This window comes from Peredibacter starrii (assembly GCF_034259205.1).
GTDB lineage: Bacteria > Bdellovibrionota > Bacteriovoracia > Bacteriovoracales > Bacteriovoracaceae > Peredibacter > Peredibacter starrii.
Genome location: NZ_CP139487.1, coordinates 2,068,063 through 2,090,385 on the forward strand (window position 1 = coordinate 2,068,063; position 22,323 = coordinate 2,090,385).

General features: G+C 42.2%; 23 protein-coding genes. 19 read left to right on the forward strand and 4 right to left on the reverse strand.

What is annotated here, in order from left to right:
- The gene (locus SOO65_RS10540) at positions 1–444 is read left to right on the forward strand and encodes a hypothetical protein (RefSeq protein ID WP_321400141.1); all 444 of its coding nucleotides are present in this window, start codon (positions 1–3) and stop codon (positions 442–444) included.
- Between the two features lie 56 nt (positions 445–500).
- Here the strand turns inward: SOO65_RS10540 and SOO65_RS10545 are convergent, their stop codons facing one another.
- Positions 501–785 (reverse strand): hypothetical protein, encoded by a 285-nt coding sequence (locus SOO65_RS10545; RefSeq protein WP_321400143.1) that lies wholly within the window; start codon positions 783–785, stop codon positions 501–503.
- Between the two features lie 198 nt (positions 786–983).
- Here SOO65_RS10545 and SOO65_RS10550 point away from each other — a divergent pair, with 198 nt between their 5' ends.
- Entirely contained in the window at positions 984–1,370 is a 387-nt protein-coding gene (locus SOO65_RS10550) for a hypothetical protein (RefSeq protein WP_321400145.1), read from the forward strand.
- Here SOO65_RS10550 and SOO65_RS10555 read toward each other — a convergent pair.
- The gene (locus SOO65_RS10555) at positions 1,347–2,507 is read right to left on the reverse strand and encodes a cytochrome P450 (RefSeq protein WP_321400147.1); all 1,161 of its coding nucleotides are present in this window, start codon (positions 2,505–2,507) and stop codon (positions 1,347–1,349) included. The two genes, SOO65_RS10550 and SOO65_RS10555, sit on opposite strands and share 24 nt — an antisense overlap.
- A gap of 148 nt (positions 2,508–2,655) precedes the next feature.
- On the opposite strand from SOO65_RS10555, the gene SOO65_RS10560 reads away from it, so the two are divergent.
- Complete coding sequence (locus tag SOO65_RS10560) at positions 2,656–3,390, forward strand: hypothetical protein (RefSeq protein WP_321400149.1); 735 nt, start codon at positions 2,656–2,658, stop codon at positions 3,388–3,390.
- On the opposite strand, the gene SOO65_RS10565 is transcribed toward SOO65_RS10560, so the two are convergent.
- The gene (locus SOO65_RS10565; protein ID WP_321400151.1) at positions 3,387–4,187 is read right to left on the reverse strand and encodes an SDR family NAD(P)-dependent oxidoreductase; all 801 of its coding nucleotides are present in this window, start codon (positions 4,185–4,187) and stop codon (positions 3,387–3,389) included. The two genes, SOO65_RS10560 and SOO65_RS10565, sit on opposite strands and share 4 nt — an antisense overlap.
- Positions 4,188–4,323: 136 nt before the next feature.
- Here SOO65_RS10565 and SOO65_RS10570 point away from each other — a divergent pair, with 136 nt between their 5' ends.
- The 12 genes from SOO65_RS10570 to SOO65_RS10625 all read left to right on the forward strand — a co-directional run bounded on the left by SOO65_RS10570 (position 4,324) and on the right by SOO65_RS10625 (position 17,542).
- A complete protein-coding gene (locus SOO65_RS10570) occupies positions 4,324–4,851 on the forward strand; it encodes a hemerythrin domain-containing protein (protein ID WP_321400153.1) in 528 nt (175 codons plus the stop codon).
- Between the two features lie 330 nt (positions 4,852–5,181).
- Complete coding sequence (locus SOO65_RS10575) at positions 5,182–5,676, forward strand: DUF421 domain-containing protein (RefSeq protein WP_321400155.1); 495 nt, start codon at positions 5,182–5,184, stop codon at positions 5,674–5,676.
- 9 nt (positions 5,677–5,685) lie between these two features.
- A complete protein-coding gene (locus SOO65_RS10580) occupies positions 5,686–6,525 on the forward strand; it encodes an SDR family oxidoreductase (RefSeq protein WP_321400158.1) in 840 nt (279 codons plus the stop codon).
- Positions 6,526–6,950: 425 nt separating this feature from the next.
- Entirely contained in the window at positions 6,951–7,880 is a 930-nt protein-coding gene (locus SOO65_RS10585) for a glycosyltransferase family 9 protein (RefSeq protein WP_321400160.1), read from the forward strand.
- Positions 7,877–8,824 carry a glycosyltransferase gene (locus tag SOO65_RS10590; protein ID WP_321400162.1) on the forward strand — a complete coding sequence of 316 codons (948 nt, stop codon included), beginning with the start codon at positions 7,877–7,879 and terminating at the stop codon, positions 8,822–8,824. The genes SOO65_RS10585 and SOO65_RS10590 overlap by 4 nt, the downstream gene beginning before the upstream one ends.
- 2 nt (positions 8,825–8,826) lie before the next feature.
- A complete protein-coding gene (locus SOO65_RS10595; RefSeq protein WP_321389285.1) occupies positions 8,827–10,131 on the forward strand; it encodes a glycosyltransferase family 4 protein in 1,305 nt (434 codons plus the stop codon).
- On the forward strand, positions 10,103–10,834 hold the full coding sequence (locus SOO65_RS10600) for an SDR family oxidoreductase (protein ID WP_321389290.1): 732 nt from the start codon (positions 10,103–10,105) through the stop codon (positions 10,832–10,834). Before SOO65_RS10595 ends, SOO65_RS10600 begins: the two co-directional genes overlap by 29 nt.
- A 9-nt stretch (positions 10,835–10,843) precedes the next feature.
- The gene (locus tag SOO65_RS10605; protein ID WP_321389292.1) at positions 10,844–11,389 is read left to right on the forward strand and encodes a D-glycero-alpha-D-manno-heptose-1,7-bisphosphate 7-phosphatase; all 546 of its coding nucleotides are present in this window, start codon (positions 10,844–10,846) and stop codon (positions 11,387–11,389) included.
- Positions 11,386–12,483, forward strand: a complete 1,098-nt coding sequence (waaF, locus tag SOO65_RS10610; RefSeq protein ID WP_321389295.1) for a lipopolysaccharide heptosyltransferase II — start codon at positions 11,386–11,388, stop codon at positions 12,481–12,483. The genes SOO65_RS10605 and waaF overlap by 4 nt, the downstream gene beginning before the upstream one ends.
- A 10-nt stretch (positions 12,484–12,493) precedes the next feature.
- Complete coding sequence (locus tag SOO65_RS10615) at positions 12,494–13,393, forward strand: aldose epimerase family protein (RefSeq protein ID WP_321389296.1); 900 nt, start codon at positions 12,494–12,496, stop codon at positions 13,391–13,393.
- Positions 13,394–13,408: 15 nt separating this feature from the next.
- Positions 13,409–13,798, forward strand: coding sequence for a DUF6165 family protein (locus SOO65_RS10620; protein ID WP_321389299.1), 390 nt, complete (start codon positions 13,409–13,411; stop codon positions 13,796–13,798).
- A gap of 132 nt (positions 13,799–13,930) precedes the next feature.
- A complete protein-coding gene (locus SOO65_RS10625) occupies positions 13,931–17,542 on the forward strand; it encodes an ABC transporter transmembrane domain-containing protein (RefSeq protein ID WP_321389302.1) in 3,612 nt (1,203 codons plus the stop codon).
- On the opposite strand, the gene SOO65_RS10630 is transcribed toward SOO65_RS10625, so the two are convergent.
- Positions 17,539–18,636: a hypothetical protein gene (locus SOO65_RS10630; RefSeq protein ID WP_321389305.1), complete on the reverse strand. Its 1,098-nt coding sequence runs from the start codon at positions 18,634–18,636 to the stop codon at positions 17,539–17,541. The genes SOO65_RS10625 and SOO65_RS10630 overlap by 4 nt on opposite strands.
- Positions 18,637–18,671: 35 nt before the next feature.
- Here SOO65_RS10630 and SOO65_RS10635 point away from each other — a divergent pair, with 35 nt between their 5' ends.
- From SOO65_RS10635 to SOO65_RS10650, 4 genes are read left to right on the forward strand one after another with little or no spacing between them, the layout of a single operon-like run.
- Complete coding sequence (locus tag SOO65_RS10635) at positions 18,672–19,214, forward strand: DOMON domain-containing protein (protein WP_321389308.1); 543 nt, start codon at positions 18,672–18,674, stop codon at positions 19,212–19,214.
- Positions 19,211–19,906: an SAM-dependent methyltransferase gene (locus SOO65_RS10640; RefSeq protein WP_321389313.1), complete on the forward strand. Its 696-nt coding sequence runs from the start codon at positions 19,211–19,213 to the stop codon at positions 19,904–19,906. Before SOO65_RS10635 ends, SOO65_RS10640 begins: the two co-directional genes overlap by 4 nt.
- A gap of 44 nt (positions 19,907–19,950) precedes the next feature.
- A complete protein-coding gene (locus SOO65_RS10645) occupies positions 19,951–21,003 on the forward strand; it encodes a beta/alpha barrel domain-containing protein (RefSeq protein ID WP_321389316.1) in 1,053 nt (350 codons plus the stop codon).
- Positions 21,000–22,319 carry a hydroxymethylglutaryl-CoA reductase, degradative gene (locus tag SOO65_RS10650; RefSeq protein ID WP_321389320.1) on the forward strand — a complete coding sequence of 440 codons (1,320 nt, stop codon included), beginning with the start codon at positions 21,000–21,002 and terminating at the stop codon, positions 22,317–22,319. Before SOO65_RS10645 ends, SOO65_RS10650 begins: the two co-directional genes overlap by 4 nt.
- The last annotated feature ends 4 nt before the right edge of the window (positions 22,320–22,323 follow it).

The following is a 22,323-nucleotide window of genomic DNA, read 5'->3' on the forward strand; positions in this document are numbered from 1 at the left end:
ATGAAATTCGCGCTTCTAACTTTATCGGCACTAGTGTTCGCGGTGTCTGCTATTGCCTCATCTGATTCAGTGGCATTCTTTTATAACCCCGAAAAAGTGGTAGTCCTTATCAACGAAAGATCTCAAACTGGTCGCTTAAATAACTTCATGAACCATTTTGGTAACAATGATGTATTAAACACGACATCTATCGACCAAAAAATCAATATATCATGCGCTCGTGGCCAGTTGGGTATCGCATGTACTTTCAAATTCTTTCCGAGTGAGCTTATTCAGATTAGAGACCGTTCACTTATTGTTCAGACGAACGTGGCGGCCCTCGGCTTTCCAAGTGTTGGTGCTTTTGAAATGTCTTTTGCGAGTTCTATGAAAGACAAATTTAATTTTGCCGTAAAAGATAACGGCGAAATCCTTATGACTGGTTCTAAACTTATTGGCCAATAATCATCAATAAAACCTTCCGGTCTTTCAACCGGAAGGTCCCTAACAGGAAACTCTTTTTAAGGAGTTGTTGTAGATGAAGATGATGAATCATCTTTCATACTATCTGATTCTTCTTTTTGCATATCTTTTTTGCCACTCTTCTTGTGAGTGCTTTCGTCTTCCATGCGTTGCTCTTCATTCATAGAATCTGAGTTCATTGTAGAACCTGATGAGCTAGGGGATGAAGTTGCAGAAGGTGTAGAAGAAGACGATGATGGAGAAGATGCTGAGCCCGGTGAAGATGTTTGGGCCACAGCGTACATACTAAAGACTAATGCAGTAAGTGCTACTAGACGTTTCATAATAAAACTCCTTTTTAAAATTTGTAACCGCACAAACTCCAATTGCAACGGTGGTGCCGTTGTGGGACCGGGTTAAGAAATGAGAATGAGAAGTTTTGAGTGGATTTGTCTGATGAATATGCCTCATTCACAACTGTTCCCTTAGGAGTTATTTAGTGGCACCTCCCTTGCTTGAAAAATTGTTAGCAAGGAGGAACTATGTCAAAGATAACCATAAAAGACAGTTTGGGTGGTAAGTTGGAAATTTTCAAAGATTATGGAAAGCATCTCTTCCTGGCCCGTCCTCATGGGTTTATTAATCCCGATTTACTCGACGAGGATTTGAAAAATGCTAAAGAGTTTTCGCAGGAATGTCCCGATCACTGGACCTATTGTACGAATACGGAGGATGTAAGGCTGATTAATCCTTTTAATATTCTTTTCCTGAAGGAGATCAAAAAGCTTCAGAAGCTAAAAGAGATTGTGGTCTATGCACCTGGTTCAATTAATAGACTGCTTATCCGATTGATCACACCTATTTTTCAACCTGATCGAGTCATCAAAAATAAAAAAGAGTTTCAGCTATTCCTGGAAGAAGTTCATTGAAGGACGAATCTCCTTTCTTTGAGACTTAGGGCGAACATTATTAAGAATCATATGACTATTTATAATGGCCGGAAGTCTTGAGAAATTTATTTTTAAATCCTGTATTGGAACATGGTAGTCAATTTCCTCAGTTAGACAGTGGAGGGCGACATTCATAAAGCCGATGGTGATTAATTCTCCGGGACAGCGATGTCCAGTGGCATGGTCACCTCCGCCCTGAGGAATGAAGTCGTATGGATTTTCTGGGCGATCATTAAACCTCTCAGGCATAAAATGCTCGGGGTGCTTCCAGATTCTTTCATCGTGATTAGTGCCATAGATATCCAAGAGGACCATTTGGCCCTTGATGAATTCATGATTCCTCCAAACAAAATTTTCTCTCGCCCTGGCCGGTATAACAGGGAAAAAGGGATAGAATCGCCTTACTTCCTGAATGAATGAGAATCGATCTTTTTCTGTATTCATTAAACGGGCCCTGTCTGGAAACTGATGTAAAGCATGAGCTAGGAAAACGACGTATAGAGAAATCGCCACTGCGGGCCTCAGTGCACTTAAGATTTCCGTGGTGGCCGCGTTTAAGGGAAGTAATTCACCTCTAAGGTCTCTGAAAAGTGAAAAACGTTTTAGGTAAGAATCACTATATTCACGAGGATGTTTTCTAATGTCCTCAATGTGTTCACTGATCCATCTTTCAGTTTTCTTTCGCTTAAACCGCGCCTTGAAATAACTCAGATCCTTGGCCCCTGCATAATCAAACATGATGGTTAGTTCTTTTGCCTTCTCAGGAATTTCGTCCTTACGAAGAGGAATACCAAACCATTCGCAAATGGCCTCAGTATGAATGAGCTGAGCTTCCTCATACAAACTTATTTCAGGATTTCCGATCCAGCTTTTGATTCTTCTCTGCCAAATGGCATGAGTCAAATTGAAGAGATCGTCCAAGTTTGATGACTCCATGAAAGGCATGAATAATTTCTTTCTGTGTTGATGTTCTCTTTGATCAAGACCTTGCACACCGCCTTTGCCAAAAAGAGTGGCCTTTATCGGTTCTGGTGCGGCCCCTTTTCTTTCGAGCTTTGTTGAATAAAAAAGCTCTGCAGCAGCTTTACCTTTGAAGCAGGTGGTCCTTTTTAGCATGAGGCGAGTGGTAAAGGTGTCAGTTTTTAATTCTCTGCATTTTTTAGAAATGTACAGATATGGGTCTTTCAAAAAAGGTACTGTAATGTCAAAGTTTCTCATGCTTGCCCCTTGTAATGGGCAGTGAGGTGCAAATAGGAGGCCATGAATGCTTCGTTATTTGATTCTTATTTTCTTTTCTTTCCCTGCACTGTCCGATGTGATGAATTTAAATAATGACATGCCGACACATCTGGAAGATGCCACTCCTATAGATGAGCATACCTTTGATTTGCAATATAGCTTGGCCCTTGAGAAAGGTGATCAAGATGAATTAAGACATAGACCAAATTTCCGTTATGGGATTTCAAAAGATCTCCAATTTGAAACCGAGGCCACCATTTTCTCAGGCGGCAAAGAGGACTACTCAGGTCAAACTGATATGGGTCTTCTCTACCGTTTGAATCACTCTAAAAATTTAATCCCTGAATTATCCATCTCTCCGGTGGCAATTTTCCCCACCGGTAAGGGGATGGACTCAATGCTCTATTCTGTACGGATCAATTTGACTACAACTCTCATCGGAACATCAGAAAAACCAGATTTTCAAATTCATTTCAATTATCAATTTGAACATAATGATTCAGCTGATGCGATGGAAAGAACTGACCGAAATATTTACACCTTTGGTATGAGTCAGAGGATTCTTGAAGGAACTGCCTTAGTAGTGGATGCCTTTTTAGAAGAGCAGCATGAAAAGGGTGAAAATGTTTATCTTATTGAAGCAGGTCTTCATCACAATCTGGGCAATAATTATTTTATAGGTGTGTCTTTTGGGACGGGCCTTGGTTCATCTGTGGCAGACTCCCAAGGCCTTCTGGCATTCGAAAAACAATTTGATTAGTGATAAGCGGAACCAGGCTCGGCCTGTTTCTTATGCAAGATGGCCTTCACTTTTTCTGGCAGGAATTTATTTATGACGCCTTCAAGTTTTGTCTTAGCACTTGCCGCATAGACCTCGTCCACTCCGTTCATTAAAGCTTCGTATCCTTGCTTGGCCACTTCAGATGGTTCATTCTCAAATTTGCCTTCAGCTCCTACTTTGGTATCGAGCAATCCTGCGCGAGCAAAAAAGTTGGTGTTTGTTGCTCCCGGCATAAGCGTCGTAATACTAATATTTGTTTCTTTTAATTCTTCGCGAAGAGCATTGGCAAAAGATTGCACGAAGGCCTTTGTGGCACCATAAATTGCGGAATAGGGGGCGGGCATGTCGGAGACGATAGATGAAGTAAAAAGGATTTTGCCGTTATTCTCGAGGAAACCGTTTAAAAATAGCTTGGTTAAGTAAACCGTACTCACAACATTCAGATTTATCATGTTTACTTCTTCATCTATATCGTTTTCCCTAAATGGCCCACCCAGACCCACACCAGCATTTAATGCAATTATTCCAATGTCCTTACCTAAAGTTCTTACTTCATCATAAAACTTTTCTATCTCACCCTTACGTGAAAGATCATGTTTATACTCGAATACGTTTTTACCAATCGCCCTTAACTCCTGGGCCGCATCTTTAATTCGGTCACTATTCGAAACGATAACAATGTCATGGCCATTTTGAGCAAATTGCTTGGCCAGTTCAAAACCAATTCCAGTAGATGCTCCAGTAATCACTGCTGTCGGTTTTTCGCCACTTTTCATATGAACTCCAATTGTTTTGGTCCATGAAAAGATTAGCAACTCATGTGCCATTTAGTTTTTGGGCCTAAATTAAATCTCAATTTGATTTAGGTGGCAGAGAATGAACGTAAATCAGATCTTGAACCAGGAGGGGTCTATGGATATTTATACTTGTCTTCAGAACGATCATAATGAGATCAAGGATCTTCTTGATGAGTTGATTAAATTGGATGATAGAGACAGCTATCGATCTGTGCTGGTTGAGCAGATCAAAAGTGGGCTTATTCCCCATTCGCGGGCGGAGGAGTCGGTCTTTTACAATGCTATCCGTGCCGTCAATTCGGATAAATCAGATGTCATGCATTCCTATAAAGAACATATGGAAGCGGAAACTTTACTAAGAACTCTTCAGTTGAAAGATTCAACTGATATGGATTGGAAAGACACTGCCATTAAGTTACGAGAAGCTCTGACTCATCATATCCAGGAAGAAGAGGGGAAGATCTTCTCTGAGGCCCGTGGAATTTTTTCAGAAGATGAGGCCAATATGATGGGTGAAGCGTTTGAAAGCTTGAAGGCCAAAGTTTCCCAAGAAGGCTTCTTAAAAACATCTTTCGATATGGTCGTGAATCTAATGCCTCCACGCTTTATTGAAAAAATGAGAAACCTGCAAAGCCCTTCTTAATGCGAACTCTTTTGCTTTTTCAAGGTTCTTATTATTTCTTGACCGCCGTGTGGCCATTAGTTCATTTGCGTTCTTTTGAAATGGTCACCGGCGATAAAAAAGACCATTGGCTGGTTTATACTGTTTCTTTAATGATCCTTTCTTCTTCTTTGGTCTTTCTATTCTCTTCACTATATCTCCCTACTATTTCCAAGGCCGTTGTCCTTCTATCTGTGACGAATTGTCTTTTCCTCGGTTTTGTTAGCATTTATTTCCCTCTGAAAGGAGTCATTCGAAAAGTGTACCTTGGGGACGGCCTGTTGGAAGTTCTTATCTTAACAGGAGTTTTGTATGTGGAATTTAGAGAGTGAATGGCAGGAGCTGGTTCTTCGGGCCAGTGCTATCTTTGTTTTTTTATTTATCGTATTTCGAATCTGGGGGAAGAAGCACTTTGGTGAACTCACTCCTTTTGATTTTCTTCTGCTCTTGATTATGAGTGAGGCAGTTCAAAATGCGCTCATAGATGATGATAAAAGTGTTCCCGCTGGTTTTATTACTGTAGGGACTTTAATGTTTTTAAATATTATTTTAAATAAGTTGGTCTTTCATTCGAAGACGGCGGAAAAAATCATTGAAGGTGTTCCTAAGGTCTTAATTAAAAACGGAAAACTTAATCAGAAACTTATGCATAAAGAAACCATTACAGACCGGGAATTACATGAGGCACTGAGAATGCAGGGAGTGATGGATGTGGATGAAGTCTTTCAGGCCACATTGGAAGCGAACGGCTCGATTTCAGTCGTTAAGAAAAAAGACGAGCCACTAATGAAACGATTATTTCACTAAGGAGTGATTATGGAGCCTCAAACTCAAGAGCATCAACCAGGAAAAGAACATAAGATGTCTCCTAAACCAAATTTTATGCCTTTCTACGAGGGCGTACATAAATTTTTAGACCAAGTTGTCCTCATTTCAGGAGGGGATAGCGGAATCGGAAGAGCTGTTTCTCTCGCCTTTGCCAATGAAGGAGCATCCATTGCTGTGATCTATAAGGATGAGGACAAAGACGCCAACGAGACAAAGGCCATGATCGAGAGTTTTGGATCCAAATGTCTACTCATCAGAGGAGACATTGGAGAAAAGACCTTTTGTTCAGAAGCTGTTAATAAGACCATCAGTGCGTTTGGAAGAATTGATGTTCTGATTAATAATGCGGCCGAGCAGCACGTTGAAGAAGAGTTTACCAAGATTAGTCAGGAGCAACTTTTACAAACTTTCAAAACAAATATTTATTCATACTTCTACTTAACTCAGGAAGCGCTTCCACATATTGAGAAGGTGAATGGATGTATTATCAATAATGCCTCTGTGACCGCCTATAAAGGCAATCCTAAGTTGATGGACTATAGTTCAACTAAGGGGGCCATCGTTTCCTTGACCCGATCTTTGTCACAAAGTTTAGCGGAAAAGAAGGTGAGGGTGAATGCCGTTGCCCCTGGTCCTATATGGACGCCTCTAATACCGGCCTCTTTCAATGAGAAGCAGGTAGAGGAGTTTGGAAAGGACACCCCCTTAAAAAGGGCCGGACAACCCAATGAAGTTGCTGGATGTTTCACGTGGCTTGCCAGTAAAGAGGCCTCGTATATGACCGGGCAAGTACTGCATCCAAACGGCGGAACTATTGTAGATTCATAAGAATTCTGTTGTATTTCATCAGGTAATCCCTGAACCTATTATTAGGAACGGGGATTACATGCAATTTAACAAAAACGACTTTCAATCTATCTTTGCCCTCATTTGCTTGGTCATATGTTTGATTACCATGATCTCCATTAATTACATGTGGCTGTTTGCGCCTTATGGACAGGCGAGAAATGGTCTTATTAAAATTTTTATTGTTAATGCGCTCTGTGTGGCGGGAGTGGTCTATAGCAAAAAGACATTAAAAATCGATTTCAGTAAAAAAAATAAACCAAAAAATTAAAAACATCAGCAAAACAACAAGTCACGTTTACAGGTCACATTACCCCGACACTGTTCAAATCCTCAGTTGAAATCACTCACTAAATTTATGGCACTTCAATTGCAAAATCTCGTCTGTCCAATGCGAGGTTCAAGTTATGAAGATTGTCATTTTGCGTGCGTTGAAATTGGGAGACATGATCTGCTCAATTCCAGCACTGAAGGCCATTCGTACGCACTATCCTGATGCTGAAATAAGTTTAGTGTCTTTACCGAGCATGAAAAATCTTTTTGAAAGATATTCTCATCTAATAGATGAGTTTATTCCATTTTCTGGATTTCCCGGAATGCCTGAATTGAACTTTTCTCCGAATGAAGTCACTAGATTTCTTTCTGACATGCAAGAGCGTGAATTTGATCTGGCCGTTCAGCTTCATGGAAGCGGGGAAGTCAGTAATGAACTCATAAATCTCTTTGGTGCCAAGAGATGCATTGGATTTCATCAAGGGCCCAAGAATCAGGACTATCTTACTTATCCAAATGACCTGCATGAGGTCGAAAGATGTCTAGCGCTTTTAGAGATTTTAGAAATTGAAAAACCTGATCCAGAACTTGAATTTCCACTTTCTAAAGAAGACAAAAAAATGGTCTTGGACCTGTGCTTACCAAGTAGATATGTTTGCATCCATCCCGGAGCATCAACTGAATCAAAACGCTGGGACAGAATGCTCTTTAGTCGTCTCGCTGACGAAATTTCTGATAGAGGCACTAAAGTTGTATTCACCGGTTCTTCAAATGAAAGTGAACTTGTTCAAGGCATAATGAAGAGCATGAAGTCGGATGCCTTTGATGCAGCATCATTAAATCTTCCCATTGGCCCCTTGTCGGCCCTTATTCAGCAAAGCTCAGGCCTTATTTGTAACGATACTGGTGTCTCTCATATAAGTGCGGCCTTGAAGAAAAAAAGTATTGTTATTTTCACTGAAACCAGCCCGGACCGCTGGGCCCCCTTAGATGGCAACTTACACCGTGCACTTGTCCGCCCCAGTCTTCAAGAAGTGATTCATTTGATCGGAGAAGTTTTATGAAACGCCTTAAAATCTTCACCTGGCATATTCACGGAAGTTATCTTTATTACCTGTCGCATATCCCTCATGACATTTATCTTCCCAAAAGGGAAGACGATGCCCTCGGATATTGCGGAATCACTCCTAGTTATGCCTGGCCCTCTAATCTCCATGAAATACCATTCGACGAAGTCAAAAAGCAAAAGTTTGACTGCATCCTATTCCAACATCATGACAATTACTTAATCCACCAACATGAGGTCTTAAGTAAAGAGCAGCAGGAGCTTCCAAGAATCTATTTGGAGCATGATCCTCCGAGAGAAAATCCGACTAATACCATTCATCCAGTCAATGATCCGGGAACTATGATTGTGCATGTGACAGACTTCAATCGCTTGATGTGGGACTGCCAGAAATCTCCCACCACTGTGATTGATCATGGTGTAAAAATTCCTGAAGGTGTTCGTTACAACGGAGATCTCGAGAAAGGAATCGTAATTGTTAATAACATTGCCAAACGAGGTCGAAGACTTGGTTTGGATATCTACCAAGAGGCATCCAAGGAAGTTGATCTTGATTTGGTAGGAATGGGGTGGGAAGAGGCCAATGGAATTGGTGAAGTCTCTCATCAGGAACTTCCTCATTTTTGTTCAAGCTATCGATATTTTTTTAATCCTATTCGTTATACCAGTCTTGGACTTTCTATATGTGAGGCGATGATGATTGGAATGCCTATCATTGGCCTTGCCACAACTGAACTCGCGACAGTGGTAGAAAACAATGTATCGGGTTTTATTTCGACTCGTCCGGAAGAACTCACAATTGCGGCCAAAGAATTGATTAGAAATAAAAGTCTTGCCGAGGATTGGGGAGAGAAGGCCCGCAGGGCCGCTGTTGAACGCTTTGGAATGGATCGTTTTGTCAGAGATTGGAACAAGACTCTTCATGAAGTCGTAAGGAGCTAATTATGCATATTGCGATTATAAGTGAACATGCTTCGCCCATAAGTGCACTCGGTGGTAAAGATGCTGGAGGACAGAATCTCTATGTAGCTCAATTGGCAAAATACCTAAGTCAGTTCGGTCATACTGTTGAAGTCTTCACTCGAAAGGATTGTCCGTCGCAACCGGTGGAACAAACACTGGATGAGGGCTTTAAGCTTGTTAATGTTCCCGCTGGCCCGGAAGAGTTCATTGAGAAAGAAAAGCTACTTCCCTATATGGATGAGTTTACCACCTTCATGTTGGATTATATAAAAAAGCGCCCAACCCCGTTTGATGTTATTCATAGTAATTTTTGGATGTCTGGTTTAGTGGGCGCGAACCTCAAGCGCCATCTGAGCATTCCTTTTGTGATTACCTTCCATGCTTTGGGGAAAGTTCGTCGCATCCATCAAGGGAAAAACGATGGATTTTCTGATGAGCGATTTGATGTGGAAGATTCTTTGGTTAAAGAGGCAGATGGGATCATTGCCGAATGTCCTCAGGATCTTTCAGATTTAGTAGAACTCTACGATGCTCATCATAAGGAAATCGACATCGTACCTTGTGGATTTGATGACGAAGAAATGTATCCCATAAAAAAGGCTGAGGCCAAAAAGGCGTTGGGCCTTAAAGACAATGAGGAAGTCGTCCTTCATTTGGGACGAATGGTTCCTCGAAAAGGGGCAGATAACGTCATTCGTGGATTTGCTCACTATCTTAAAGAGAACAATAAAGAATCTCGTCTTGTCATCGTGGGTGGGGAAAGTGAGGACGCCTGTCCCATCCGCACACCAGAAATTGGAAGACTAAAAGCAATTGCCGACCAGGAAGGAATCTCAGCAAGAGTGATGTTTGCCGGAAGTAAATCCCGACAAGCACTTAAGATCTACTACAGTGCTGCAGATGTTTTTGTGACAACTCCCTGGTATGAGCCTTTTGGCATTACTCCGGTAGAGTCTATGGCCTGCGGTACTCCGGTGATTGGTTCGAATGTGGGTGGAATTAAGTATACGGTGAAGCACGAAAAAACCGGTCTTCTGGTTCCTCCTAATGATCCTATTGCTTTGAAAGAGGCACTTTCAAAAATTATGAAAGATGATCAATTAAGAGAGAAGTTTGGGTTAGAGTCTCTTAGTCGTGTGAAACAACATTTTCGTTGGGAGCACATGGCACGAAAAATCGAAGATATTCTCATTTCGGCCATCACAAATAAGTCTTTTAAAAATAATTATTCTTTTCAATATAACAGGGAGGTTCTGAATGCAAACTCAGAGTCAAGTTTCAGGTAAGGTAGCGCTGGTTACTGGTGGAGCAAGTGGTCTTGGATCGGAAATTTGCCGAACTCTTGCTAACCATGAAATGAAAACCATCGTGGCCGACATTCATCTGGAGAAGGCACAAAAAATTGCCAAGGAAATTGAACAGAATGGCGGTAAAGCAACAGCGATCGAACTCAATGTCACGAATTTTGAAAAGATTCCTGAAAAACTGGACAACATTGTTCAGCAGTATGGAAGTCTGGATGTGCTGATCAATAACGCAGGGATTGATCTCACGACACCGATAACTGAGATGCCTGTGAACAAATGGAATGACATTTTAAGCACCAATTTGACTGGTCCATTTGTGCTTTCTAAAGAGGCCCTTCGAATTATGCATAAGAAAAAAGGGAATATCATTAATATCGTTTCCACTGCCGCTAAACGCAGTTGGGCCAATGCCTCTGCCTATCACGCCAGCAAGTGGGGACTTCTCGGTTTTACTCACGCTCTCCACGTTGAAGGAAGAGAGATGGGAGTGAAGGTGACGGCCGTCATTTGTGGAGGCATGAGAACACCATTTCTACTTGATCGATTCCCGGACATCGATATCTCCACTCTACAACCACCTTCAAATGTGGCGAATGTTATTTCTCAAATTCTGTATTTGCCTCATGAATCTGTTATCCCAGAGGTGATGGTGCTTCCCATGAAGGAAACTTCCTGGCCGTAAGAGGTTGATATGGAGTCGAGGGCAATTTTTTTTGATAAGGACGGGACACTGGTTGAGGACGTTCCTTTTAATGTGGACGTCACCAAGATCAGATTTTCGAGGGGGGCGGAGTTTGCCATTCGAAAACTGAAGGATCATTTCCAGTTTCATATCGTCACTAATCAAAAAGGAGTTGCCCTGGGTTTATTTCAAGAGATTGATCTCACTTTTGTGAGAAACAAAATGGCCCTGATGTTCTCAGACCTTGGAGGAGAGCTCCAAGGTTTTCACTACTGTCCTCATGGCCCGGATGACGGGTGTGCCTGTCGTAAACCCGGAACCCTCATGCTAGAGCGGGCGGCACTTGAGCATGGAATTGAGCTCAGTCATTCCTGGATGATCGGTGACATCCTGGATGATATTGAGGCCGGGAAAAGAGCGGGATGTAAAACCATCCTCATTGATAATGGGAATGAAACAGAATGGGTCTTGAATGAATATAGAGAGCCTGATCACATGGCAAAAGATCTCTTCGGCGCTGCTCTGATTATTATGTCTCAGGAGCGAGGATTATGAACGCATGGTTAGACGCTAAAAACATACTTTGTATTCGATTGGATGCTATGGGTGACGTCATGATGACGACTCCGGCACTTTCGGCCCTAAAAAAACAATTACCGGATAGAAGACTGACCCTTTTAACCTCAAAGCAGGGAATGGAAATAGCAAAATCCATTCCGCTCTTCGATCAAGTGATCTCTTACCATGCGCCGTGGCTCAAGGCCAGTGGGACCTTAAATGATCCGGGGCCTGATTTTGAGATGATCGAGTTACTTAAAAAAGAGAAGTTCGATGGTGTGATCATATTCACTGTTTATAGTCAGAATCCTTTACCTTCGGCCATGCTCTGTTATTTGGCCGGCATTCCTTTGCGGGCCGCCATTTGTAGGGAAAATCCTTATTCACTTCTTACAGATTGGATCAAAGAAACTGAACCTCATGAGATTCTTAGACATGAAGTGAAGCGCCACCTCGATCTCGTTCACGAATTGGGCGCTTCCCGTGATCCTCGTCCCTTAATTTTAGCAGTTGATCCGAAGGCCAAACTGGAAGTGGAAGGAAAGTTAATGGATCTCCAATCGCCTTGGATCATTATTCATCCAGGAGCTACAGCAGAATCCCGACGTTACAAAACCTCGGGTTTTGCAGCAGTCGCTGATTTAATTACAGAAGAACTAGGAATTAAAGTCCTTTTCACCGGTGGGTCTGATGAGAGGGAGATTATTTCTGAAATCCAATCTCTAATGAGACATGATTCAATCAATCTTGCCGGAAAGCTTTCCTTAAAAGAGATGATTGCTTTGATACAGAAAGCACCTCTTATTATCTCCAATAACTCGGGGCCAGTTCATATGGCCGCGGCCTTAGGTACTCCAGTGCTGGTGCTTTATGCTCTCACAAATCCTCAGCACACTCCCTGGATGGTTCCCCATCAAATTCTATACAAGGACGTGGACTGTCGTTATTGCTACAAAAGTGTATGCCCAAAAGGCACGAATGCTTGTCTTGATATTGATCCAGAACTCATTTTTGAAAAGGCCCGAATTCTTTTAGAGGAAGAACCAACTCCCTGTTTTGATTTTCAGGCCATTTATCCATTACCAATTTAGTGAGGTCTATATGATTACCTTAGAGAACAAAAACCTGATGGTTAAAATTAGTGATGGCCGGGGGGCCAGGGTCGAGCATTTTATTGATAAACGAACGGGTAAAGATTGGGTCTGGAAGTATTCGCCCGAAGTAAAGAAAGAACTTCATGAGTTGGATGGCTTTGATGAAAATTGGGAAGGAGGCTGGGAAGAGGTCTTCCCCAATGATGCTCCGGTAGAGATCAATCAATTTAAACTTACTGATCATGGTGAACTTTGGCGCAGAACCTGGCAGCAAATCCCGACGGTGGATAAAAGTGAGGCCCTGTTCGAACTGGAATGCGAAACTTATCCAGTGATCATTCAGAAGCGTTTTCACTTAAGTGAGAGCGAATTGAAAATTAATTATAAAATTGAATCCCGTGCTTCAATGAATCTGCCTTTTATTTTTAAATTTCATCCTGCATTAGCGATTGAACCCGGTGATGAGTTTCATATGCCAGGTTCCTACATGGAGCCAGTCGCCCTGGGCTTTAGTCGTCTCATTGGAATTGATCGAAAAACGGTTTTTCCGATTGGAGTGGCAGAGAGCGGTGAATACGTTAATATCCAAAAGGCCCTCCCAGAGGATGGGCACACTCGGGAATTCGTTAGGCTAAGTCAGTTAGAGGAGGGCATGTGTGCCGTCTTTAACCCCGCCACGCAAACTCGACTAAAATTTCAATTTCCCAAAGATATTTTTCCCTACGTATGGCTGTTTCAAAGTTACGGTGGATTCAATGGTCACTATGTTTCGATGATGGAGCCCACCAATGCCGGCCACTATGATTTAAGCGAGGCCCATAAGAAGCAAGAGTGCGGTGAAATTCGTCCGGGCGAAAAACTCGATTTCTCGCTTCGTCTGACCCTGGAACCCTTAATGAATGTTTAGCAGTGGAGGAATTTTATGGAGAATATTGTGGTGCCAATCTCTGTCGGGGAATTAATGGATAAGATCTCTATTCTCGAAATTAAACAAGACAGGATTGCGGAGTCTCATAAGTTGGAAAATATTAATCGAGAACTGGCCTACCTTCTGGATATCAGAGAAGAAAGAGTTCCTTTTACGGTAGAAGTAGATGAACTTTATGGTCGGCTTAAAGAAACCAATGAGAATCTTTGGGAGATTGAAGATAAAATTAGGAAATGCGAGCGTTCCCAGGATTTTGGTGAAGAGTTTATCCAGTTAGCTCGTTTTGTTTATCATGAGAACGATAAGCGTGCTCAAATAAAATCCGACTTAAATAACAAATTAGGTTCAGCACTTCGTGAAGAGAAATCCTACTCAAATTATTAATGTAAGGGAGTGAAGAAATTCACTCTTTCACTCTTCAAATCATCTTTAAAATTAACTTTTAACATCATGCCTTAAGTGATTCTATAGATTCATCTTCAGTAAAAAATCAGATGACAATTCTATAGGTCGCTTATGTTAAAAAAAATATTCTTCTCAAATGTTTCTCCAATGATCAAACAAGGAGCTAAGAGGCCCCTTGAGTTAAAAGACATTCCTGAACTTCCAAAATTATGGGCCCCACACTCTTATCTCGAAGGTTTTGATAACTTGAGTGGGCAAGGCGGAGGGAAGAAGTTTCTTTTCGAGCAGCTGCGTGTTCTCAAACCTCAAGCGATCAAACTCCTGATCCTTATTTCATTTATTCTCATTTTCAAAATGGTAGCACCTGTACTCATTCACCGTTTGATTGAAACCATTGGTTTAGTCGCAAAAGGTGAGGTTGAGGTTGCTACTGGTCTTTTAACTGCTCTGGGTCTTTGTGGTGTTCAGTTAGTGTCTGCCATCCTTGGACAGCATTACGTCTATCATTCCGTTACTTCAACTCAGTCTGCGGCCAATGGGATTAATCAGAGAATCTCTCAATCGATTTTAAATTCTAAATCCCTTGATTCAAATAAAGGTCAGATTCTTAATCGCACCAGTGCGGATGCAGAGATGGCCGGAGCTTCATTGTGGGCCCTGGGTGAGATTCTGCAAATTGTTCTTACGATGGGAGCGGTTGCTTTTTTACTTTTTAAATATATCGGCTTCACTGCTGTCGCACCCATCGTCATCATGGCCTTTCTTCTGCCATTGAGCCGATTCTTCTCAGGAAAGTTTTCAAAAGTTCAAGGCGAGATCATGAGTCTACGGGATGAAAGACTGGGGCGGATGTCTCAGTTTCTTGATGGTATTCGCGTGATTAAGTCTTTTGTTTGGGAAAAGCATGTTCATAACGAAATTGAAGATCAGCGATCAAAAGAGGAGGCCACTTGGTTAAAGCTCGCGAAGTTTAAAACTCTCTCAAGTGGAAGTTATCTATTCGCAAGTCTCATGGTGACCTTGGTGGCCTTTTCTTCTTACTTGTTTCAAGGCAAAGTTCTTGATGTGGCCACTGCATTTACTTGTTTGATGCTCTTTAGTTATCTAGAGCCATGTTTCAGACAATTACCAAAGGTTTTGGGAGACTTTAGCTCATCATTTATTGCGGGTGAGAGAGTTGCGAGCATTCTTGTATTTCAAGCTCCAAAGAAGTTTTCCCTTGAAGGTGACCGTAAGGCCCCTTCAATCAAAGTTGAAAACATCACGGTAAATTATCCTCAAAAAGAAAAAGTACTGGACCAGGTTTCTCTCGATATTCAAAGTGGTGAGAATGTAGCAGTTGTTGGTGTCGTTGGATCCGGTAAATCAAGTCTCATCAAGCTTATCCTGGATGAGATACCTTCATTTGAAGGTCAAATCAATATCGATGGACATCCTCGTGTTGCCTATGTTCCTCAGGATCCATTTTTGTTTCATGACTCATTAGAAATGAACATCACTATGGGTGCTTCAATTGTGGATGAAATTGTTCTTAAAAAGGCGCTATATGCTTCATGTTTAGAACATGACCTTGAACTATTGCCTGCTGGTCTTGAAACTGAAATCATCGAAGGTGGTGGAAATCTCTCTGGTGGACAAAAGCAACGTGTGAACCTTGCCCGAGCGGCCATGCATGTTCCACAACTGGTGATTTTAGATGATCCTTTCTCGGCCCTGGATCCTAAAACTGAAGGAGAAGTATTTGAACGACTTATTTTAGGATCATGGTCAACTTGTACCCGTATTGTGACGACACATCGACTTGGACATTTGAAGCAATTTGATCGAATTGTTTTTCTTCGAGATGGTAAGATTGTGGCCAATGGGTCATTTGAAGAGCTTCTGGCCTCTAATCATGAATTCAAAAACTTCTATCTTGAGAACTCTAAAGAGGAATCTAAGGGTACTTCTCCGGCCAAAGCGGCAGACGCCCCTCAGAAGAGTGAATCATCTTCAAACCATCAAGTGGTGGAAGTTGAAGATCAGGAGCGAGGTGAAGTTTCTCTAAAACTATACTGGAGTTATATAAGAGCGATGGCAGGATTCTCCAAGAAGAATCTTCCAAAGACCATCGGACTTCTTCTACTGAGCTCTTTGAGTGCCATGATGTTGCCCATTCTTCAAAATTCTTGGCTATCGAAATGGACTCAAAGTTTATCCAGCAATTCGGATATGAATGTCTACTATCTTGGCGTTTATGCCTTGATAGGTCTTTTCACGATATCGGTCTGCGCTTTTCAACATTTTTATTGGTCGAAGAAGGCAATTCATGCGGCGAAATCTCTTCATGGCAAGGCCCTGGATGGAGTGCTTGGTGCTCATGTGCGATACTTTGATGCAAATCCAAGTGGTCGAATTCTAAATCGCTTTTCTCGCGATCTGGATGCAGTTGAAAAGGATCTTTCCTGGTCTTTAGAGGAGGCCTTTATGGCATTCCTTAATTCAATTGGTGCGGTGTTTGTTTTATTAACTGCAATTCCCCTCATGATTACGGTCGTTCTACCTGTTATCGCAGTTTACTTCTTCCTTCAGAAGAACTACCGAGTTTGTATGAGAGAAGCAAAACGTTTGATGTCAGTGGCCCGTTCTCCTCGCATTTCCTCTATTAAAGAGATGCTAAATGGTGCACCGGTTATTCGCTGTTATGGCGCGGAAGAATTCTTTCAAGCGAGATTTACACGTGCACTAAGTGATTATCAAAGAGGTTTCTACGGCGTGGTCCTGATCAACCGATGGTTTTCTATTCGCATTCCTCTTGTGAGTTCAATGCTTTCACTTGCCGCTGCAACTGGGATCATTTTTCTTGGTAAGTCAGGAAATATCTCGGAAGGTCTGGCCGGTATGACACTCATTTATGCTTTCAGATTCTGGGACAGCTTAAACTGGACCGTCCGTGCTTTCGGAGAGGCCGAGGCCCAGATGACCTCTGTCGAGAGACTTGATAGTCTTTCCGAAATTAAAAAGGAAGACGTGAATGCAGGTGAGTTGGTTGATATTGAGCTTAAAGGCGATATTACATTTAATAATGTTTTTGCGAGCTATGCTCCTCACTTACCAAATGTTCTTAAGGGATCAAGTTTTGAAGTTCCGGCCGGAGCGAAAGTAGGTGTAGTGGGAAGAACTGGTGCTGGTAAATCAACTCTCTTTGGCATTCTTCATCGCTTTATTGAAGTGAATGATGGGGAAGTTGTAATTGGTGGAGAGGACATCAAAAATGTTCCTCTAAGAAATCTCCGCTCATCCATTGGTACCATTCCTCAGAATCCGATTCTTTTTAGTGGAACCATACGTTCTAATATCGATCCAATGGGGGACTTTAGTGACCTTGAGATTAGAGAAGTTCTTCTCAGAATTGGTATTAACCTTGATCCTAAAACTGTTGTGAGTGAAGGGGGAGGAAACTTCAGTCGTGGTGAAAGACAGCTTCTGTGTCTAGCGCGTGCCCTTATTCGGAAGACCCCTATTATCATCGTAGATGAAGCGACTGCCAGTATGGATAATAAGACTGATGCTCTTATTCGAGATATTCTTATGAATGGTTGTCCGGGAGTGACAGTTCTGATTATTGCTCACAAACTTCAAAGCGTTTCTCAATGTGATATGTTGATTGAAATGCGAGACGGAAAGGTCTTAGACATTGAGTATAGAAGTAAAACTGAGAAGGCCGAATTAATGTCGGCCTAAACTCTTTCCCAAATCCAGTACGTCACGGCCATGCCACCGTTTTTCAGATGTCTTTTGGTAAGAAGTTTATAATTACTTGGTGCTTTGAAGAGGTCATCCATATCTGAAGGAAGGACCCAACCAAATCGAAGTGGTTTATCTACCGTCATGAACTTCTGCCAGGCCTCGCGCAGAAAGCTTCCGCGTTTTCCTTCAATCTTGATTCGCTCTCCATAAGGAGGGTTACAAATCATAATGAACTCACCATCAATTCTAATTGGAGTTTTCACTGAATCTTGAACTGTGAGTTTTAATTCAGAGTTCTCGGAAACTTTTTTAATCAATACTTCGTTGAGATCAAAACCCTGAACTTCTTTTAATGGAAATGGCATTGTGACCAGTGGTAAGCGAACCATTTTCCCTTTGAAGAAAGGGGCTGTCTCAAAAGCGAAAGGACGAAGATGCAAGGGACGTCTGAAATTAATCGCCTCTGTGAGAAACGTTCCCGAACCACACATGGGATCAACCAATGTCACTTCCTGTTCCAAACCCTGAAAGAGTTCCATCAAAAAAGCAGAGGCCAGATTTTCTCTGATTGGAGCTTCGCCTTTAATGATTTGAAGTCCACGTTTGTAAAGTGGCTCACCCGTGAGATCAAGACTCAACGTTAAGTTATCATCCACCAGTCTTACGTAAAAAGTTTGCGGCGGATAATTTTTCTTTTCCCAGTCACGATTTAAGGGCTGCCTCACTAAGGCATCTGCCAGAGCGCCTCTAATCGTTTCTTCAATACGACCAGTATGCATGAGGCGGCTCTTTGAGCAGCTAATCTCAAACACCGGTTCCGGATGAGAAAGAAATTGATTCCATTTAAAGTTTACAAACTTTTGGTGAAGCTTCGGGAAGTCACGGACCTTAAACTCAGTCACACGCATAAGCATGCGGGTAGGAACTTTCAAAAGTGTGTGGGCCTTAACGATCCAATCCAAATCTGCATTGAGTTCAAGGCCACCTTTTAAGACATCAATCCCTGATACAGGACATTTCGACTCAACTTCCTTTAAAGCAAGGTCTTCGAGTCCAGGAGGTATGATTAAGAAAAGGCGGTATTCCATGGCCCAAGTATGCCTCAAAGTGTATTCTTTAGTCTATGCAGGCTTTTTTAAAAAAACACGGTCCTAGTCACTCAGCTCATAGTCTTAAAATCGAATGGGAATTCGTAGAGAACGAAATGACCATTCGTTTTACCGCCCAAAAGCGCACTTCGCGCCCATGGCTTGCGGATGAAACAAAAACCATGGACTGGTCGAAGAACTGGGGACTTTGGAACACAGACGTAATTGAGGCCTTTTTACAATTAAGAAAAGATCCTCAAGACAAGGCCGCTCCTTATCTTGAAATCCAAGTATCACCACTCAATCAGCCATTTGCTTTGATCATCACTGAACCTCGTAAAACATTTCACCCTCCAAAAGAGCTTGAGTTTACTCATGAATCAAGTGTGGATGGAAGAGTGTGGACAGGTGTGATGAAAGTAAAACTTCCAAGTGAACTTAAAGGCACTCATCTTTATGGTGGCTTCTTTGCTTGTTTGGATCATGAACCCCGTGAGTTCTATGCTCTTGAACCAAATCCAGAGCAGAATCCTGATTTCCATCGACCTGAACTTTTCCTTCCATTGGGAGAAGCGTGAGCGAACTTATTCTTGTTCCTACTCCGATTTCAGATGATCTGCCACTTGAAACAGTGGCACGTGAACGTTTATTAGAAGATGCTCTGAAAGAAGATGTTGTCCTTTTAGTAGAAGAACATAAAGTAGGACGTCAGCGGTGGCTTAAGTGGGGCCTTCCAAGAGAAGCAATTGAAAAATTCCAACTTTTCAATGAACACACTCAGGAAAAAATGCGCCCTGATATCGTTAAGCTTCTGAAGTCAGGCAAGAGAGTTTATCTCTTAAGTGACTGTGGTCTTCCGGCTTTCTGTGATCCGGGACAACACCTAGTGGATGCTTGTCACAAACAAGGTATCAAGGTTACCTCGACACCATTTCCTAATTCGATTGCTCTGGCAGTTGCCCTTTCAGGTTTTTCGCATGACCGCTTTTCTTTTTGTGGATTTGTTCCGGTCAAAGACCCTGAACGCACGGATTGGATGAAACGCGAGCTTAAAAAAAATGAGACCCTGGTTTGGATGGAGACACCGTACCGTTTAAAAAAGCTAGTGGAAGAGCTCTCAAAACTCAACTCTAACCGTGAAATTTTCCTGGGAATGGATCTCGGAAATCCAGCAGAAACCCTCCTGCGTGGAACCCCTGGTTCAGTCATGAAACGTCTGGGAGAGACAGAGAAGCGGGAATTTGTTCTCGTTATTGGCCCAATTTCATAATTATTTCAAATACTTGTATCTATTGCCTTGTCTAACATTTGCTCATGACTTTGTGGTCAGTTTTTGATACATCAAGTCCTATGGAATTTATCCCAAAAGCTCCTTTTTCTGATGAGTTAGCTCAGAGGAAAGGAGACCACATAGAACTCGCAAATAAGGCCCGAACCTCTGCGAGCAAGATTGATTCGCGTTTCAATTATGAACCGCTGTTTTTTGCACATCCAAATTCAGAAGCGAAATGGAAAACCAAATTCTTAAATTTTGATTTGGACTACCCGGTTTGGGTTTCAAGCATGACAGGTGGAACTGAACACGCCAAAAACATTAATGAAAATTTAGCTAAGCTTTGTGCTGAGTTTAAACTTGGTATGGGTCTTGGTTCGTGTCGCGCACTTCTTACTGATGATTCTCGTTTAAATGAGTTCGCAGTTAGAAAATTCATGGGGTCACAGCCATTGTTTGCGAACATTGGCATTGCTCAGGTTGAAGAGCTGGTGGCCAACGGCACTGAAAATAAACTCAATGAAATGGTGAAGAAAGTTGAGGCCGACGGTCTTATCATTCACATCAATCCACTTCAGGAATGGTTTCAGCCTGAGGGAGATCGTTTCACTAAACCTCCTCTAGAAACACTCACCCGCGTCCTGGATAAACTTCAAACGAAAATCATCATTAAAGAAGTAGGGCAAGGCATGGGTCCTAAGAGTCTTCGTGCTCTTCTTGAACTTCCTATCGCAGGGATTGAACTTGCGGCCTTTGGTGGAACAAACTTTACTCTCTTAGAGTATCTTCGTGCGACCAAAGATGAAACAAAAGAACCATTCATCAATGTGGGACATTCGGCCCGCGAGATGGTGGACATCCTGAATGCTCTCCCAACAAGAAATAAAGAATTTATAATCTCTGGTGGAATCACGAGCATGCTTGATGGTTACGAATTAAAAACCAAATTGAAGGCGAAATCACTCATTGGTATGGCGTCGGCGTTTTTAACTCCGGCACTTAATGATTATGAGACCCTTCGTACTTATTTTCTGCGCCAGCGTGAAGCGCTTCTCACAGCGAGAGATCTTCTGGTTAACAGGGAGGAAGAGTGAAAACAGTTAGCGGCTTTTCAAAAATGTCGAAAGAGCAAAAGATTGAGTGGCTTTCAGAGCAGCTTCAAGGCGATTCTTCGGCACTGGTTAAAAATCTAAATCTCTACTGGCATCAGGATCAGGAAGTTCAAAAGCGTTTTGATGAATTTTCTGAGAACACACTTACCAATTACGATTTACCGTTTGGTCTATCACCGAACTTCTTAATTAACGGCAAAGTTTATTCTGTGCCTATGGTGATTGAAGAATCATCAGTGGTGGCGGCCGCTTCTTTAGGAGCAAAATTCTGGCTTGATCGTGGTGGTTTCCACGCCAAAGTTATTTCGACTCGTAAAGTGGGCCAGGTTCACTTCCAATGGCAGGGTGAGAAATCAAAACTAGTTAATTTCTTCGAAGAAGCAAGAATTCGTCTTCTTTCTTCAGTTGAATCAATCACTGCTAATATGGAAAAACGTGGCGGTGGGATTGTTGGTCTATCTCTTGTTGATATGACTGACAAAATTGAAAACTATTATCAAATCAAAGTTGAATGCGAAACTTGTAATGCCATGGGGGCGAACTTCATCAATTCAATCCTTGAAGAGATGGCGCAAGTGTTTAAGCGCGAAGTGATGATGGACTCTCGTTTTGAGAACACTGAGAAAGAAGTGCACATCATTATGTGTATCCTTTCTAACTACACTCCAGATTGTGTGGTTGAGTGTTCGGTAGAATGTCCAATCGATGAACTGGGAACCGTGAATGGTCTTTCTGCTCGCGAGTTTGCTGAAAAATTCGCAACTGCAGTGAGAATTGCTGAAGTGGATCCAAACCGGGCCGTTACTCATAATAAAGGCATCATGAACGGTATCGATGCAGTGGTTCTGGCCACTGGTAACGACTTCCGTGCCATTGAGGCCTGTGCTCATGCATACGCTGCTCGTGATGGTCAGTATCGTTCACTTTCAACTGTGAGCCTTGCTGGTGATAAGTTCAAGTTCTCAATTCGTATTCCACTTGCAGTGGGAACTGTTGGAGGTCTTACTTCACTTCACCCATTGGCGAAAACATCTCTGGCGATTCTGGAGAATCCAACTGCACCTGAACTTATGCAAGTCATGGCGGCAGTAGGTCTTGCTCAGAACTTCGGAGCGGTGAGATCGCTTGTGACAACTGGTATCCAGAAAGGTCACATGAAACTTCACCTTCTCAATATCCTGAACCAATTAGGCGCTACACCGGAACAAATCGAAGAAGGGAAGACACACTTCTCGGACAAGGTTGTTTCCTTTACGGCCGTTAGAAACTTTTTAACTCAATCAGTTCATACTCACTAAAGGT